The sequence below is a fragment of the Chloroflexus sp. genome (genome assembly GCF_056331925.1).
In genome coordinates, this window is sequence record NZ_JBWGQH010000001.1 from 253,094 (window position 1) to 270,460 (window position 17,367).

A 17,367-nucleotide genomic window follows, 5' to 3' on the forward strand; every position below is an offset into this window, starting at 1 on the left:
CGCGCTGATGATAGTTTTATTATGTCAACTACCGATACTACCTGTTCCACGCAAACGACCGCAGCAGAGTAGCCATTTCAATTGCGGCTAATGCGGCGTCACTCCCACGATTACCGGCTTTTGTCCCGGCGCGCTCGATAGCTTGTTCAATTGTATCGGTCGTGAGTACCCCAAAAATGATCGGTACGCCGGTGGCTAAGGCACTGGACGCAATGCCGTTTGCCGCCTGCCCGGCGACGTAATCGAAATGGCTGGTTGCTCCTCGAATCACGACCCCTAAGCAGATGATGGCGTCGTAATACGGGCGATCATCGGCAGCACGTTTGCGCTCGGCCATGCGTTTGGCGACCAACGGGATCTCAAACGCACCTGGCACCCACGCAATATCAATATCATCAGTGGCAACACCGTGCCGCGTCAAAGTATCGATTGCACCACGCAACAGCTCACGCCCAATCGTATCGTTGAAGCGCGAGATGACAATCCCACAGACTAAACCGGCGCCGACCAGTTGACCTTCAAAGGTTTGCCCCATTGCTCGCTCCTATGCAGTTACTATCATCGGCTCAACCTGCTCGATGCGCCGGCGGTACGCGATGAGATCGGCAATCGATAGCAGGGTGAGTCCATGACGAGTAGCAAATCGCTCCAGATCGGGTAAACGTGCCATCGTACCATCAGGATTCATAATCTCGCAGATAACCGCCGCCGGATAGAGACCGGCCAAGCGGGCCAGATCGAGCGATGCTTCGGTTTGACCGGGTCGGACGAGCACGCCGCCGTCTCTGGCCCGTAATGGAAAGACATGACCGGGCCGCACGAGATCTTCAGGACGAGTTGCCGGATCGATCAATGTCCGAATAGTCGTCGCTCGATCAAAGGCCGAAATACCGGTCGTGACTCCGTAGCGTGCTTCAACCGAAACGGTGAACGCAGTGCCAAAATGGTTCGTGTTATTGGTGGGTGGGACCATGAGCGGTAGCTGTAGCTCATCAAGCCGCTCACCGGTCATCGCGACACAGATCAGGCCACACCCTTCGCGCGCCATAAAGGTGATCGCCGCCGGTGTGACAAACTCGGCGGCAATCGCTAAATCGCCTTCGTTTTCACGGTCGGCAGCATCGACGATAATCACAAACTTACCGGCACGAAAATCGGCAATTGCGGTTTCAACGCTGGCGAACGGCATATGGCATCTCTCCGATGAACTTTTCAACATACTTTGCTAACACATCAACTTCGAGATTGACGCGACTGCCAACCGGCTTACGTGGCAACGTGATATGCTGTTGCGTGTAAGCAATTAACATAAATGTGAATGCATCAGGCAGTACCTCAACCACCGTCAGGCTCGTTCCGTCAACGGCGATGTATCCCTTTGGCACGATGTAGCGTAACAAGTCGGGGGTAGTCGCTACCGTCACCCACAGCGAATCGCCTTCAGGGTGAAACGCTGTGATGACCCCGGTCCCATCAACATGACCCTGCACAAAATGCCCGCCGATGCGCCCATTGACGGCCAGTGAACGCTCAAGGTTCACCCCATCCCCAACTCGCAGATCGCCCAGATTGGTGCGACGAAGGGTTTCGGGTGAAAGACCAACCGTAAAGGTGGAGTTGGTCAGCGCCGTCACCGTTAGACACGCACCGTTTACCGCAATACTGTGTCCTTGTTCCGTACCTTGTAACACGGTTGTTGCCTGAATGGTTAACGACCATCCGCCATCGATTTCAGCAAGTGATTCGACTGTACCAATTTCCTCGATAATACCGGTGAACATACCTCTTCCTCTGGATAAGATACATCGGCTTGTATCCACATATCGGGGGCCGCCGATTCATCATCGTCAGCCGGAATGAGTTCAACATGTATCCGACCTAAACGGGCTGCGTGCGATAAGAGGGTATATCCGCTCCCCCCAACTGGGCAAGGGGCCTGTTGACCACCGATAATCAGTGGTGCAATAAAAACCCACACCCGGTCGATCAAGCGTTCGCGAAAACATGCGCCCAGCAATTCACTCCCCCCTTCCACCAGTACCGTGAGTATCCCGCGCCGACCGAGTTCATCGAAGAGGGCTGACAGTCTCACTCGACCGTCGTCGTTGGCAGGCAAGAGCCAGACATCCACACCACGTTCGACCAGCGCACGCCGATGATCGGCAGGGATCAGCTCTGTTGCTGCCACAACTGTCTGACCGGGTAAGTCCGGATCGAACACCTTGGCCGATAACGGGACCCGTCCGCGGCTGTCAGCCACAATCCGCAGGGGGTGACGGATGCTATCAGGCGACAGATCGGGTAGGCGAGTAGTGAGACTCGGATCGTCTGCAATGACGGTACCCGCTCCAACGAGCACCGCATCGGTACGGTTGCGTAAGTGGTGAACACGCCGGCGAGCAGCAGCATTACTGATCCAGCGCGACTGACCGGTAACAGTCGCAATTTTTCCATCGAGGCTCATCGCGAACTTGGCCGTGACAAAGGGACGTCCGGTGGTGATGTGCTTGAAGAAGGGGCGATTAAGTTCAAAGGCTTCCGCTTCGCACACACCGGACTGGACCCGAATCCCGGCAGCGGCGAGCTGCGCATGCCCCTTGCCGGAGACGAGTGGATTGGGATCGGCAATGGCGTAATACACCTCGGCAATACCGGCAGCGATAATCGCATCGGTACACGGTGGTGTACGTCCAACATGCGCACAGGGTTCGAGGGTGACATACATCGTTGCGCCGCGAGCCGCTTCTCCGGCCACACGCAACGCCTCGACTTCGGCATGCGGCTCACCGGCCCGCCGGTGATAGCCTTCACCGACGATCCGACCATCTTTGACGATCACGGCGCCGACCATTGGGTTGGGACTGGTGCGACCGGTAGCCTGTTGAGCAAGCACCAATGCGCGACGCATGTACGTTTCGGGATCAGGATGCTGACACATACAAAAACCCCAAAGGAACGTAGTACCAATACTGTTCCTTCGGGGCAAAGCGATCGCAAGCGCTCGACCATCTACCAATTGCCGCGCTCATACAAAAACCCCGAACAGTGAATTGTTCGGGGTAGGTAAGCAAACCAAGACAATCCTCGTCGTCACGAGGACAGCACGGTATGCTCAACCTTCTTTCATCCCGACTGTACGGTCGGCTCCGGAGTTTCACCGGATCGTGCGAGGTGTCGGATGTGACCACCCGCTCGTGGGCTATACCACCGATCGGGAATTGCCCGGTCTTGAGTTGAAACTCAATTCCAGACTCACCCTGCCCCGAAGGTTTGCTAAGTTGTCTTTTCTATTATACACGAGAACGGTTGTCTCAGGGTAGTCATTCGATTATCATAGATCGTATGCACATTCTGCAACTCTACAAAGACTACCCACCGGTGAAAGGCGGTATCGAAGGCCACGTGCAACTACTCAGTGAAGGGTTAGTAGCACGCGGTCATCGGGTAACGGTGCTCTACGTCGCACCCGACCGGCGTGGTTGTCATACGTGGCGCAACGGGGTCGAACTAATCGGTGTGCCGCGCCTGGTTACCCTGGCTCGCACCCCATTAAGCCCAGCCCTGCTCTGGTATGCGGCACGCTTACGCCCCGACGTGATCCACGCGCATCATCCATACCCTTTTGGCGATCTGGCGCTCCTCGTCACGCGGGCCCCATTCGTGATAACCTACCACAGCGATATTGTGCGTCAGCGCATGCTGGGCCGCTTGACGGCTCCCTTGATCAATCACACCCTCCACCGTGCCGCCTGCGTGATTGCCGCCAGCCCACAATTAGCCGCGACATCACCGTGGCTACGGCGCCATCGGGAACGGATACAGATTATCCCCTTCGGCCTTCCTCCATTGCCGTTACCCAATCCAACGTTAGTGGCTGCACTACACCGGCGCTTTCCCGGTCCTAATGCATTGTTCGTCGGACGGCTACGCTACTACAAAGGCGTGGAGTACCTGATCCAGGCTATCGCACGATTACCGCGTGGTCATGCCATTATCGCCGGTGGGGATGCAACGGTGCGTGGTTACGATCTCGTGAGGCTCGCCGCCGCGTTAGGCGTTGAGTACCGGGTGCATGTGTTAGGGGAAGTTGATCAGATGACGTTACGCGCGCTCTACGCGCTCGCCGATGTGTTTGTATTACCGTCGGTGGCACGCAGCGAAGCCTTCGGTATTGTCCAAATCGAGGCGCAATTGGCCGGCCTACCGGTGATCTGTACCGAACTAGGTACCGGGACCAGTTTCGTGACCCAACACGGACGAACTGGGTTGGTGGTTCCGCCCGCCGATCCATCGGCACTGGCACAAGCGTTAGCAAGCCTCTTTAACAACCCTAACCGAGCACGCGCGCTTGGGCTGGCCGGGAGAGAACGAGCAATGACCGAATTCCGCCTTTCTCAGATGGTGGAGCGCATTGAGCAGGTGTATCGCGAGGTTGTAGACTCATGACCGTTACCTCAGGCGCCCCACTCTCGCGCCAGCATACCATCGTTGTTGCCGAGTAGACGGCGCGTTGCCGGGGCGTAGGTAGCCGGCATAGTCCGCAAAGCGGCAGCTAGCGTTGTGAGATCGGATGGTAAGGTAACCCGAAACCAGAACGGCAATTGCTCTACACGCAGCCTCTGGTGGCGTATCTGCTCCAGCCACGATAGTACTGACGTAGAGGGAAGATACGCAGCCAAAGATGAGGAACGTATCCCCAGCACATACCACCCACCCCGGTCACACGGTCCCAGCACCAGATCGGCTCCCGCCTCTAATAGCGTAAAAGCATCGCGGAGGCGCGTCTCCGGCAGATGCGGAGTATCACCACTGATTACCACCAGTGGTCCATCAACCGACTCGGCAGCAATGTGTACCGCACTTGTCACGATAGCCGTCACTCCGGTGACACGCATCGTCAACGTTTGCAAATCGGCGATAAAGGCACTCGACCACCAGCTCGCTTCAATACCGAATGACTCGCGTAACATGGCGGTACGGTCGAAAATGAGAGTTGTGCGCTGCATGCAACGCTCCATCTTTGTCGCGTGAGATCGTTCCCTATTATAGAACGTCGTAATCGCCCCCTGATCAGGAAACGGGTTCAATAGTTAAAAAATAGATGAATCTTTGCTGGTCGAAATAGTTACAGAATGAATTTATCATCACCGAGAGTTGCCTGAGTTTCATCTGACGCTTTCCCACACTGCTTCTATACTGATGAAAGCAGGCAGCGCGTTTCCTGCATACAGCCAAGGAGGCAGCTATGGGATCACGGCATGTAACGCTGGATGGCAATGAAGCAGTTGCTAACGTTGCCTATCAACTGAGTGAAGTGATCGCAATCTATCCGATAACCCCTTCCACTCCGATGGGTGAGCTTGCCGATGCGTATGCGGCCGCCGGTAAGCCAAACCTGTGGGGTGTCGTACCAACCGTGTATGAAATGCAGTCTGAGGGTGGAGCTGCCGGTGCATTACACGGTGCTATGCAGACCGGCGCTTTGACCACTACCTTCACCGCCTCGCAAGGACTGCTGTTGATGATCCCCAACATGTTCAAGATGGCCGCCGAGATGACGCCCGGTGTGTTCCACGTTGCGGCGCGCGCTGTGGCAACCCAAGCGTTATCGATCTTCGGCGATCAATCTGATGTGATGGCCGCCCGTACCACCGGTGTTGGCATGATCGCGTCAGCGTCGGTTCAAGAGGCGCAGGATCTAGCCCTCATTGCCCACGCCAGTTCACTGGCCGGTAAGCTACCGGTGATCCACTTCTTCGACGGATTTCGCACCTCGCACGAGGTGAATACGATTATTCAGCTCGAACCGGAGGAGATTCGGGCTATGATCAAGGACGAGTGGGTCTACGATCAGCGTGCTCACGCCCTCTCCCCCGAACATCCGGTGATTCGCGGTACGGCGCAGAATCCAGATGTCGCATTTCAAGCTCGTGAGCGCATCCAACCCATTCTCGATGCCTTTCCCAACGTCGTGCAGGAGCAGATGGATCGTTTCGCGGCCATCACCGGTCGCCATTATCATCTCTTCGACTACTTTGGCGCACCCGATGCCGAACGGGTGATTGTGATAATGGGATCGGGTGGTGAGACCGCCCGTGAGACGGCATTCTACCTTCATCGGCAGGGTGAGAAGGTCGGGGTGGTGATGGTGCGCCTATTCCGGCCCTTTGCCGCCGAGGCATTCCGCGCCGTCCTTCCGCCAACCGTAAAAGCCATTGCCGTCCTCGACCGCACCAAAGAGCCAGGCGCTTCTGGAGAGCCGCTCTTCCTCGATGTGGTAAGCGCATTACGCGATCAGCCGATCACGATTATCGGGGGACGCTACGGCCTCTCGTCCAAAGAGTTTACACCCGGTATGGCGGCAGCCGTCTTTGCCGAGTTGGCAAAACCCCATCCCAAAGAGCACTTCACCGTCGGGATCAACGATGATGTCAGTCATAGCAGTTTGAGCTACGATCCCGATCTCTGCATCGATCCCCCCGGCACGGTACGTTGTGTATTCTGGGGACTCGGCTCAGACGGCACGGTCGGAGCGAACAAGAACAGTATTAAGATCATCGGCGATAGCAGTGAAGGTGAGGCCGAACGCTACGCTCAAGGGTATTTCGTCTACGACTCGAAGAAGTCAGGGTCGGTGACCATCTCGCATTTGCGCTTTGGCCCCTCGCCACTGGCAACCCCCTACCTTATCGGCAAGGGCCAAGCCCAATTCGTCGCTTGTCATAACTTTAGTTTCCTCGAGCGGTTTGATGTCTTGCAATACGCTGCTCCCAACGGGGTCTTCCTACTCAACAGTCCTTACGGTCCCGATCAGGTCTGGCACCAATTGCCGACCGTCGTCCAGCGCAAGATTCGCGATCTAAACCTGCGCTTCTATGTGATTGATGCAACGGCAGTAGCGAACGAAGTCGGTATGCGTGGTCGCATTAACACCGTTATGCAAACCTGCTTCTTCGCCATCAGTGGCGTGTTACCGCGCGAAGACGCCATTGCCGCCATTAAGCAATCGATCAAGAAGACTTACGGTCGGCGTGGTGAGGCTGTCGTGAAGCAGAATTGGACTGCCGTCGATCGCACCCTTGATCGCCTCTACGAAGTACCTATTCCGCCGCCAAGTGAAGATAACGGCTTACCGATGCGTCCTCCGGTGCCTGAGCATGCACCGCAGTTCGTGCGTGAGGTGCTCGGCCCGATGATTGCCGGGCGCGGCGATGAACTGCCAGTCAGTGCTATTCCCATTGATGGCTCCTTCCCCACCGGCACCACCAAGTGGGAGAAGCGTAATATCGCAATCGAGATTCCAGTGTGGGATCCGAACATCTGCATTCAATGCAACAAGTGTGTGTTTGTCTGTCCGCACGCAACCATCCGGGCGAAAGTCTACCCTGAAGAGGCGCTCGCCGGCGCTCCCGAAGGTTTCCAGAGCGCACCGGCCCGCTTCAAAGAATTCCCAGGCCAACGCTATACACTGCAAGTCGCACCGGAAGACTGCACCGGCTGTGGCTTGTGTGTCGAGGCGTGCCCGGTCAAAGATAAGCGTGCAGTCGGACGCAAGGCGATCAATCTGCAACCGCAAGCCCCCATCCGCGCTCGTGAAACCGCGTACTGGGACTTCTTCTTAAGCCTACCCGACGTAGACCGCACGCTCATCCCATCCGGTAGTGTTAAACATACGCAGTTGTACGTGCCGCTGATGGAATTTTCGGGCGCATGCGCCGGGTGCGGCGAAACACCCTACCTCAAGCTGCTCAGCCAACTGTTTGGCGACCGTGCGATCATTGCCAACGCCACCGGCTGTTCGTCCATTTATGGTGGCAACCTACCGACCACCCCGTGGACGACCAACGCCGAGGGGCGTGGGCCGGCATGGTGCAATTCACTATTTGAAGATAATGCCGAATTTGGTCTTGGTATGCGGCTAAGCATCGACCAGCAACTTGCCCATGCCCGCATGCTCCTCAACCAACTCCGCCCTATCCTTGGTGCTGAGTTTGTCGAAGACCTGCTCAACGCCGATCAGCACACCGAAGTTGGTATTCGCGAACAGCGTGAACGAGTAGCCATCCTCAAGCAGCGGCTCCGTGAACTGATCGACAGCAACCCGCCAGAGGTGAACGCGATGCGTGAACTGCTGGCACTAGCCGATGTGCTGATCAAACGCAGCATCTGGATTGTTGGTGGCGATGGCTGGGCCTACGACATTGGCTTTGGCGGTCTCGATCACGTCTTCGCCTCAGGGCGCGATGTCAATATCCTCGTGCTCGACACCGAAGTCTACTCCAATACCGGCGGGCAGGCGAGCAAATCTACTCCAACCGGCGCCGTTGCCAAGTTCGCTGCAAGCGGTAAAGGCGGAGTTAAGAAAGATCTGGCCCAAATCGCGATAACTTACGGTGATGTCTACGTAGCGCGCGTTGCCTTCGGCGCCGACGATGTTCAAACCTTACGCGCCTTCCAAGAGGCTGAGGCCTATCCCGGCGTTTCACTCATTATTGCCTACAGCCACTGTATCGCCCACGGCTACGACCTACGTCGCGGTCTTGAGCAGCAACGGCTCGCGGTTGAAACCGGTATCTGGCCGCTGTACCGCTACAACCCTTCCATCCACGAAGGCTCACCATTAACCATCGACTCGAAAGCGCCGAGCCTCGATCCCGAAGTCTACCTACGTCGTGAAGGACGCTTCCAAATGTTGCAACAGGCGAATCCAGCGCGCTACGAGCAGTTGCTGAATAGCTTGCGTCGCCAAGTGGCGCTCAAGTGGGCACATTTGCAGTGGATGGCCAACGAGCTGGTCGCTGAGACGAAGGAGGGGCTGCGATGATCGACTTTAGTACCACCTATCTGGGCATGAAGCTGCGTACACCAATCGTGGTCGCAGCCTCACCCATCAGCCGCAACGTCGAACTTGTCCGCCAACTGGAAGAGGCCGGACTAGGGGCAGTGGTGATGTACTCACTCTTTGAAGAGCAGATCATCCAGCAGAGCCTCGAACTGGACCGTATGCTAAGCCATGGGGCCGAGAGCTTTGCCGAAGCCCTCAGTTATCTGCCCGAACACGGAACGTATAGCACCGGCCCCGAACGCTACCTCGAGCATGTAGCAGCCCTGAAACAGGCCCTGAGCATTCCGGTCATCGGTAGCCTCAACGGCGTCTCAAGGGGGGGTTGGGTGCATTACGCACGCTTGATCCAAGAAGCCGGTGCTGATGCGCTCGAACTCAACATCTACTTTGTACCAATCGATACCAACATCACCAGCTCCGAGCTTGAAGACATCTATGTTGATTTGGTTAAAGCAGTGCGTGCCGAGATCAGCATCCCACTGGCGGTGAAGATCGGACCCTACTTCACCGCCCTCCCCAACTTCGCATGGCGACTGATGGAAGCGGGGGCGAATGCATTGGTGTTGTTCAACCGCTTCTACCAACCTGATTTCGATCTCGAACAGCTCTCGGTGCGGCCCAATTTGCAACTGAGCACTTCGGCAGAATTGCGGCTACCATTGCGTTGGATCGCCCTCCTCTACGGACGCATCCCGTTAGAGTTTGCCCTGAGCAGCGGTGTTCACAACGCTATCGACGTACTCAAGGGCCTGATGGCCGGGGCCAACGTAACGATGATAGCATCGGCATTATTACGCGGTCGCGCCCCCGATGTCCTCCGCACTATCTTGCACGACATGGAGTTGTGGCTTACCGAACACGAATACGAATCGGTAGCACAACTGCACGGCAGTATGAGCCAGCGCGCCGTCGCCGAACCGGCCGCCTTTGAGCGCGCTAACTACATTCGGGTCCTCGATGATTATCGTCCGCCTTACGCCCTTGGGAGCCATACCGATCTGACCGGACGGATGTTGTATCCGTTCCTCGCTGATGAAGGATAAGACAACACGACACTCTTCCCCGCTTCTCGCGTAAAGAAGCGGGGAAGCAGACGATACATGCACGTACCCTCCACAGTCTTAGTAACATGGATAATATTCAAATATTTATACATATCTCTTGACAAATAAGCAAATAAGGAGTATATTTCAGGCATTGGTATCAGTCTTTTCAAGCATAATTACAGCGTGCAAAAACTGCACGTGGGTAGAAGCTTATCGCGCCTTTTTCATTGACGAGGCATGGTTGATGTATATTTGCCTTCTTCCCAATACCATTGCGCTACCGGATGATACGTTTAACCAAATCAAAGTAATGAGGAAGTCTATGCGACGAAGGTGGATGCTGGTGTTCGGGTTCGTATTGGCACTCGCAGCACTGAGTGCGTGTAGCCGCCAACCAACTGCTTCTACAGAGCTTAACGTTGTGTTGACCGACTATAAGTTTGAACCGGATAAACTCATTATTCCGCCCGGTCAAGAGATTACGCTGCACCTGACCAATAAAGGCGCCATCGAACACGAGCTGGTGATTATGAAATACGGAACTACTGTCGGTGATAGTTTTGGCGCTGAAGATGAAGAGAATATCTATTGGGAAATCGAAGTGAAACCCGGTGAAAGTACCACAGTAACGTTTACGTCACCTGACGTAGCCGGTCAGTACCAGTTTGTCTGTGGCATCGAGGGTCATTTCACCGCCGGGATGCATGGCACGCTGACGATTGTCGAAACCGTTGCCCAGCGCTAATCGGTGCCCCAATTGTCCGTGCTGTGAGCTGCCTCAGATGCGGTTCGCATATTTTTATGTTGCGGTTTGACTTGACAACAAGCCAGCAGATCGTCTACACTTAAAATACCGATCACTTGATGGAACACGATTACGCAATGATGTGGGCAACGGGGAGCGAAAGGTTCGCCACCTTGATTAAGGATTCTTGCAATAGCGAGACGGTCTGCGTGCTGCACTTCATTATTGCTCTGTACTGAAGTGAGAGATGGCCGTTCTTTCCCAAACCGTCGGACGAAACCGATTCAGGCATCGTTAGCAACGACAACGGTATCACATCTGTATAACAGCCAGAAGCGCATCTTACAACCGGAGCACAACGAAGAGGCAGCCGATATGGCTGCCTCCCGCAATACCCACCATCGTTACCTAATCTGCTGCTGCAACCCGCTGCCTTTGCTTCTCGACTACCGTCAAACCGAGTTGCTCACGGAGCGGTGTTCGTGGGCGAGCATAGTTACGAACTTCGCTGGCGATGATTTCGGCAGTCATCCGCAACTGAGCTAACCATGGCGCCGGTGCCATTTGCTTGTGCATGTAGCTATCGAACGTTAGACGTTGCACATCGTAGTTGCGGCACATCTCGGTAAATACCTCCATCTGCCGCTCATTACCATACCCCCAGACCTGCAAAAAGCGGAGAAAACGGTACATCGTGCCGTACTGCTTCCACCACCGTCGCTCGTAGGTGCGTAGGTTGGCCGCACTCGGCACATCGAGATACTCAGCCAGTGTTTGTGCAGCCATTTGCCCACTCTTCATCGCCCAATAAATCCCCTCACCGGAGGTATGCACCACTAAGCCGGCGGCATCACCGATGAACATCGCCCGATCGAAGGCTAAATGCGGACGTGGCTCCATCGGCAAGGCATGGGCTTCCCGCAAGATAACTTGTCCACCATCGAGGGCCGAACCGAGCCGCCGCTTGAGATTGTTTAGCAACTGCCTAGCAGCCGAGCCATGGCCGGGGCCAGCACCGATCCCGACGGCAATGTGGTCACGTTTGGGGAAGGCCCATGCGTACAAATCAGGGCTGACTTCGTGCCCAAGATACAGATCGGCCGTCTCTTCCCAGCGAGCCATCTTACCGGGTGGCAGTTTAATCCGCTCTTGTATTGCCACTGCGCGAGGCAGATTCGGCAAACCGAGAAACTTAGCCGTCGGCGAATAGGCTCCATCAGCTCCGATCACTACATCGGCCCACACAGACCCTTCATGGCCGGAGGGCGTGCGGTACGTCGCCTCAACACCACGCCGATCAACTCGCAGGCCGATCAGTTGGGCATGGATCAGCTCAGCACCACGCTCTTGAGCGCGCTGGCGCAAGAAGCTATCGAACACTTCGCGCCGCACCATTGCCACATAATCATCCTCACTCGGAACCGTACCCGCCACCGGGACACGGGTCTCTTGGCCGGAAGGCGACACGATCAGACACTGGCGCACCTTACGATCGATCAAACTCGTCGGCAAATCAAACTCGCGAAACGCGGCCGGCGGCACTGCACCACCGCATGGCTTTGCCTTGACCAGCTCCTTCTCGATCATAATCGTCTCGATACCGAACGACCGCAGCGTAATTGCTGCGGTCGCCCCGCCCACCGATGCGCCAACAACCAGAACTCGTGGAGCCATTACCATCACACTTCTAGGGGCAACTGCCCATCATGCTGCCAAACCAATTGCTGCTGCCAGCATACCCCAGACATAGAGCATAATTGCCGTGGCATTGAAGAATACTTCATTGTGTTCGGGGTCACGGATGAAGTGAGCATTTGGAATGCTCTGTGCCGCAAGCAACAGAAAGACCACCGTTGCCGCTACGGGATGTCCCCAATGGTAAAGTAAACCGATCACGGCGATCTGAGCGACACCCATGGTAATGACGACCATTCGTGCGGCCATAACCTTACCATACTGCACCGGGATCGAACGGATACCCATGAGCGTATCGCCCTTTATGCTCTTGAAATCATTGACGGTCATAATACCGTGCGCACCGAGCGAATAGAGCAGGGCAATCGTCAAACTCTCACCGGTCAGTGGCGCAAACGCGGCATGCCCGGCCATCCACGCCAATCCCTCGTAAGAGATCGCTACCAACGCATTCCCAATCCACCCGTTGCGTTTACCGCGGATCGGACGCAAGCTATACGCCAACGCAAACAACAGCCCCAAAGCGACGAAGAACGCCACTTCACGACCCAGGAACAGCGCAATACTCGTGCCGATCCACGTCAGCACTGCGGTTAGAATATAGACATGGCGTAGCGAGACCTGACCGGATGGGATCAAGCGGTGGGGTTCGTTAATCGCATCAACCTCACGGTCGGCGTAATCATTCACCACCTGCGACAACCCACATAAAATCGGCCCGGCCATAAACATACCGAGCAACAAGCGACCGATCGACTCGTTCCAGCCGACAGCACCGCTCGCGATAGCGCCACACATAAACGCCCACGTCGGTGCGAACCACGTTACCGGTTTCATTAATTGGATCGAGTTACGAAGCCACGACCAGCGTGATTGGGATCGATCGGTTGCCGACAGTGGCGAAGGTACAGTTACGCTGGTGCGGTCGCTCATGTCGCTCATAGCGCGTACTCTCTAGCTCAGCAAGATCGTTACCTGACGCTCCACAATAAATGGGCAAGCGTCCAGATTGGCTATCGCCTAAACGGGGCAATCCGTTGATACGGTAGAAACGGGAGGGGCTAGTACCCCTAGCCCCTCTATGAAACAACTGTCGTGTCGCTAATTCCCACGAATTTGCGGCGGCAACACTACAACACCGGCATCACCGGCCGGGATATTGGCCTGATTAATCGAGGCGAGCGGGATATTATTACCACGGTGACACGTATAGCAACCGGGGATGTTGTACACTTGCCCATCACCGAGGCGGCGATACGAGTAAGGGCTTGCCACATTCTTACCGGTTGGCACTTCTGCCTTACCAATCGCACCGTAGCGCGGCCAATTCTCGGCCAGCCACGTTGTCAGTAACAACATCCGTTGTGCCTTCAACTTATTGTAGGCATACGCCGGATTGAGCACATTGTCACCAGCAGGGTTCAGCTCATAGGCAACAAAGTTACGCGAGTTGTGGCAGAAGGTGCAACCGACCCCAAGCGACCACGACTGATAATTCATCACATTCTGATTGATCGTCACCTGATCTTGCGTGCGTCCACCCTCGTAGGTCAGTGCCAGCGAACCACGCCCACTTTCCGGGTCGGTCGGATCGAACGGTTTCCAGACCTGATAGTTGTAGACATAGTACAAGATAGCATCCTTGAGCAGTACCTGCCCGCGGATCTCTTCCGGCTTCTGGGCCGGATCGAGTATCGGCTGCCCGTTGGCATCGAGCGGATCGACGGTCACCTTAATTGGTGGCACCGAATTGATAAACTGCGCGCCAACCGCCTCCATATTCACCGGTGCATTGTTATGACAGGTCGCGCACTGGACGTAATTCCCTTTCCACGCCGGCAGGTTCACGATAAATTGCGCGTTAATATCACGCACGAGGCGCAACATATTACGCGCTGCGATCTTCTGAGGATACTCATCGCTGGCGAAATTGTTGATATTATGGCAATACTGACAGCCAACCCCCAACCCACCGGAGACGTACTGCTGCATGTACGTCCAGATCTGGGCCGAACTCATCCCAACGAGCACTTGCACGTTAACGGTATTCGGAAACTGCTGTACCCACGCTTGCCCGGCTTGGACACCTTCATTCCAAGCTTGCTGGCCCAACCAATTCTGCCGGCCATCCGTGGGCGTGATCGGTTGCGACTCAGTGATTACCTTGATACCGTCACTTGGGCTCCAACGCGCGCCGGCCGTCTGTGCTGCCGCCCGTTGTGCGCGGCCCAATGTCAGATCGTAGACCCACCAGAAGGTTGCAGTGGTTATGACCGCGACAATAATTCCCACCGCCACCGAAACAACGATCGCCAGTTGTCGATCACTTGGTCGTGACGATTGCATGGGTCTCTCCTGCTCCAGATCGGCTGCCTGACAATACCGGCGCCGATGTAACCATGTGAGCGCGGCGGAAGGGCTACGCCGCCACTAACAACTCTCTCGCTCTAGTATACACGAATTGTTTTGAAAGGTCAATTTTTTATCTATGTGCAAAAAGAGCAGCGTAACCATCGTCCTTGCGAACAATAACCGCCAGCAGAGGCGCTGCTGGCGGTCGCCGTCTCACGCGAGCCGTGGCCGGCCCGCCATTCATCAGATTCCAAACAATGCACGTGCTGTGCTGAGCAACAGTGCGCCACCAGAATCCGATAGCCAGTTGTACTCCGGGCTGCTTAGGACAATGAAGTGAATAAGCAACGCCACGACAAAACCAAGAATGGTAAAAATGACGATATTTGTTCGTACCGGGCTGCGAGGCTGCATGAATTATCCCTCCTCACACTCAATTGCTTAGGGAAGCCACGGTTTCCACAGATAAACCAGCAGGTGTGCAATCGCTGCAATGACACCGAAGCCATAGAATGACTTCACGACGATGTCGTGGAGCAGCCAGTCCTGATTGTTAAACAACGGGCGCCATTTCGGTGGTACCAGATCGTCATCGTCGCGCATGGGCGAACCTCCACTCTGCTATCGCTTGAACCTTCTTGCGACACCCAGCCAGCCTTTCGCACACAATGCCGCTCGCTATTTGCCCTTCAGCGGTCTGCTACGAAGACTGGACAGCGTTGGTGTGTTGATTAAATTATATAGAAGTCAATGAAAAATGTCAATCCGTTGCTTTTAAGAAAAAAGACAATTGTAGGTTGCGATTCTCTCCGCATGCCTCGCGTTACTTCCATCTTACGACCGACGTTGTGCCATCGCAAATCAAGTATACTACTCTGACGATATTTGATTTGTCAGGAGTTGCTATGCATCACCTGCGTGTCTTATTTCCATACTTACGCCGCTACCAGCGTCGTCTGCTCCTCGGCTGTTTGGCCGCCGCGCTCGGTGCCACCGTCAGCGCACTCGGCCCACTGGTGTTGCGCTTCGCCGTTGATAGTCTGAACGGTGGTGTGATCAACCCACGCCAATTACTTATCTTTGGTGGTGTGTTGATTGGGTTGACCATCCTCGATGGGACACTCAAGTTTGCGCAACGGATGCTGATTGCCGTCACTTCCTACCGGATCGAGAAAGATATGCGCACCGATCTGTTTGACCGTTTGCTCAGCCTCGATCAGGCGTTTTACCAGCACCACTACACCGGCGATCTGATGGCCCGCCTGACCAATGACCTGAGCGCCGTGCGCCAGTTCCTCGGTCCCGGTCTCAACGGTGCAGCGACTGCATTGCTTACCTTTTTGGCGGCCGCCGTGCTGATGGTCGTGACCCAGCCGTTACTTGCCCTGTTAGTCGTGCTCTTGTTACCAATGGCGACCGTCATCTTTGTAGTGATCGGTAGCCGTATGCGCCAGATTTTTCACCGAGTGCAAGATCAGTTCGGTGTCCTGTCAACCCGTGCCCAAGAGAGTTTTGCCGGTATTCGCACGATTAAGGCATTTGCCCAGGAAGAAGCTGAGATCGCCGTCTTTACAAACGATAACGAACGCTACCGCGACCTGAATCTGCGCTATGTGTTGTTGTCAGGCGCGCTCTGGCCAGCAATGACCCTCTGCCTCGGTCTGATCTCGGCGTTGATCTTGCTCTTCGGCGGGCAAATGGTTGCTGCCGGTACGTTGACCATCGGTGAGTTGGTTCAGTTTAACGCCTATTTGGCCTTACTTGCGTTCCCCATGATTATTTTAGGATGGATGGTCAATTTATATCAACAAGCTACTGCGTCACTCGAACGGTTGAACGAGATCCTGCGCTGCCAACCCACCATTACCTCACCGCCAACCCCACGGCTACCGACCGGTCATGGGGCCATCGAATTTCGTGGTGTCGGTTTACGCGCCGATAGTAATGACCGCTGGTTGCTACGCAATCTGTCGTTTACCGTTCCCGCCGGTAGCTCGCTGGCAATTGTTGGTGCGACTGGCGCCGGTAAAACGACGCTGGTTAACTTGATCGGGCGAGTGTGTGACCCCGATGAAGGGCAGGTGCTTATCGATGGAGTTGATGTGCGCGCCCTCGATTTGGCCGCTCTCCGCCGGATGATCGGGTATGTGCCACAAGAGAGTTTTCTGTTCAGTCTACCGCTGCAAGAAAATATTGGGTTTGGTGTTTCCGACATCGATCCACTACGCCTGAAGCGTGTCATCGAGGTATCACGGTTGGTAAACGATCTCGACCAGTTTCCCGGCGGCCTCGCGACGATGGTCGGTGAACGCGGGGTGACGCTGTCGGGCGGGCAGAAGCAGCGTGTGGCAATCGCTCGTGCGCTTATGCGCGATCCACGCATTCTGATTCTCGATGATGCGTTGAGTAGCGTCGATACTCACACCGCAGCCCAGATCCTGACCAGTTTGCAGACTGAGATGCGTGGACGAACAACGATCATTATCGCGCAACGCATCGCAACAGTACGCGATGCCGATCAAATAATCGTACTTGAAGATGGTCAGGTCGTTGAGCAGGGGTCACATCAGACGTTACTTGCCCTCAACGGTCGCTACGCCGCGATGTATCGTCGGGAGTTGCTCACTGCCGAACTGGAACAGGAAGAGGACAACTAAGCCGAATCATATGGTGTGTGCGTTAAT

At 55.5% G+C, this 17,367-nt stretch carries 15 protein-coding genes and 1 riboswitch; of the genes, 5 read left to right on the plus strand and 10 right to left on the minus strand.

The window, feature by feature from the left end; all coding sequences use genetic code 11:
* Positions 1-37: 37 nt before the first annotated feature.
* The 4 genes from ribH to ribD are packed head-to-tail and all read right to left on the minus strand — an operon-like array spanning position 38 to position 2,938.
* The gene (gene ribH, locus AC01ZF_RS01080; RefSeq protein ID WP_424675802.1) at positions 38-535 is read right to left on the minus strand and encodes a 6,7-dimethyl-8-ribityllumazine synthase; all 498 of its coding nucleotides are present in this window, start codon (positions 533-535) and stop codon (positions 38-40) included.
* Positions 536-544: 9 nt separating this feature from the next.
* The gene (gene ribB, locus AC01ZF_RS01085) at positions 545-1,189 is read right to left on the minus strand and encodes a 3,4-dihydroxy-2-butanone-4-phosphate synthase (RefSeq protein ID WP_424675801.1); all 645 of its coding nucleotides are present in this window, start codon (positions 1,187-1,189) and stop codon (positions 545-547) included.
* Positions 1,170-1,781: a riboflavin synthase gene (locus AC01ZF_RS01090; protein ID WP_424675800.1), complete on the minus strand. Its 612-nt coding sequence runs from the start codon at positions 1,779-1,781 to the stop codon at positions 1,170-1,172. Before AC01ZF_RS01090 ends, ribB begins: the two co-directional genes overlap by 20 nt.
* Positions 1,709-2,938: a bifunctional diaminohydroxyphosphoribosylaminopyrimidine deaminase/5-amino-6-(5-phosphoribosylamino)uracil reductase RibD gene (gene ribD, locus AC01ZF_RS01095; protein WP_424675799.1), complete on the minus strand. Its 1,230-nt coding sequence runs from the start codon at positions 2,936-2,938 to the stop codon at positions 1,709-1,711. Before ribD ends, AC01ZF_RS01090 begins: the two co-directional genes overlap by 73 nt.
* Positions 2,939-3,111: 173 nt before the next feature.
* A riboswitch (FMN riboswitch) is annotated at positions 3,112-3,274 on the minus strand.
* 68 nt (positions 3,275-3,342) lie between these two features.
* Between ribD and AC01ZF_RS01100 the strand changes: the two genes are divergently transcribed.
* A complete protein-coding gene (locus AC01ZF_RS01100) occupies positions 3,343-4,446 on the plus strand; it encodes a glycosyltransferase (protein WP_428111017.1) in 1,104 nt (367 codons plus the stop codon).
* Between the two features lie 8 nt (positions 4,447-4,454).
* Here AC01ZF_RS01100 and AC01ZF_RS01105 read toward each other — a convergent pair whose 3' ends face one another.
* The gene (locus AC01ZF_RS01105; RefSeq protein ID WP_424675797.1) at positions 4,455-5,006 is read right to left on the minus strand and encodes a DUF2064 domain-containing protein; all 552 of its coding nucleotides are present in this window, start codon (positions 5,004-5,006) and stop codon (positions 4,455-4,457) included.
* Positions 5,007-5,245: 239 nt separating this feature from the next.
* Between AC01ZF_RS01105 and nifJ the strand changes: the two genes are divergently transcribed.
* From nifJ to AC01ZF_RS01120, 3 genes are all read left to right on the plus strand, one after another.
* Complete coding sequence (nifJ, locus tag AC01ZF_RS01110; RefSeq protein WP_476575043.1) at positions 5,246-8,824, plus strand: pyruvate:ferredoxin (flavodoxin) oxidoreductase; 3,579 nt, start codon at positions 5,246-5,248, stop codon at positions 8,822-8,824.
* The gene (locus tag AC01ZF_RS01115) at positions 8,821-9,888 is read left to right on the plus strand and encodes a dihydroorotate dehydrogenase-like protein (RefSeq protein WP_424675795.1); all 1,068 of its coding nucleotides are present in this window, start codon (positions 8,821-8,823) and stop codon (positions 9,886-9,888) included. The genes nifJ and AC01ZF_RS01115 overlap by 4 nt, the downstream gene beginning before the upstream one ends.
* A gap of 325 nt (positions 9,889-10,213) precedes the next feature.
* Positions 10,214-10,636, plus strand: coding sequence for a cupredoxin domain-containing protein (locus tag AC01ZF_RS01120; protein ID WP_424675794.1), 423 nt, complete (start codon positions 10,214-10,216; stop codon positions 10,634-10,636).
* A gap of 408 nt (positions 10,637-11,044) precedes the next feature.
* On the opposite strand, the gene AC01ZF_RS01125 is transcribed toward AC01ZF_RS01120, so the two are convergent.
* From AC01ZF_RS01125 to pufB, 5 genes are all read right to left on the minus strand, one after another.
* Positions 11,045-12,310: a geranylgeranyl diphosphate reductase gene (locus AC01ZF_RS01125; protein WP_476575044.1), complete on the minus strand. Its 1,266-nt coding sequence runs from the start codon at positions 12,308-12,310 to the stop codon at positions 11,045-11,047.
* A 30-nt stretch (positions 12,311-12,340) separates the two neighbouring features.
* Positions 12,341-13,273 (minus strand): chlorophyll synthase ChlG, encoded by a 933-nt coding sequence (gene chlG / locus AC01ZF_RS01130; protein ID WP_428111008.1) that lies wholly within the window; start codon positions 13,271-13,273, stop codon positions 12,341-12,343.
* Between the two features lie 159 nt (positions 13,274-13,432).
* The gene (gene puf2C / locus AC01ZF_RS01135) at positions 13,433-14,677 is read right to left on the minus strand and encodes a cytochrome c-554 Puf2C (protein WP_476575045.1); all 1,245 of its coding nucleotides are present in this window, start codon (positions 14,675-14,677) and stop codon (positions 13,433-13,435) included.
* Positions 14,678-14,926: 249 nt separating this feature from the next.
* On the minus strand, positions 14,927-15,097 hold the full coding sequence (pufA, locus tag AC01ZF_RS01140) for a light-harvesting protein (protein ID WP_015941356.1): 171 nt from the start codon (positions 15,095-15,097) through the stop codon (positions 14,927-14,929).
* Positions 15,098-15,124: 27 nt separating this feature from the next.
* Positions 15,125-15,286 carry a light-harvesting antenna LH1, beta subunit gene (pufB, locus tag AC01ZF_RS01145; protein WP_012257957.1) on the minus strand — a complete coding sequence of 54 codons (162 nt, stop codon included), beginning with the start codon at positions 15,284-15,286 and terminating at the stop codon, positions 15,125-15,127.
* 302 nt (positions 15,287-15,588) lie between these two features.
* On the opposite strand from pufB, the gene AC01ZF_RS01150 reads away from it, so the two are divergent.
* Positions 15,589-17,340, plus strand: coding sequence for an ABC transporter ATP-binding protein (locus AC01ZF_RS01150; protein WP_428111003.1), 1,752 nt, complete (start codon positions 15,589-15,591; stop codon positions 17,338-17,340).
* The last annotated feature ends 27 nt before the right edge of the window (positions 17,341-17,367 follow it).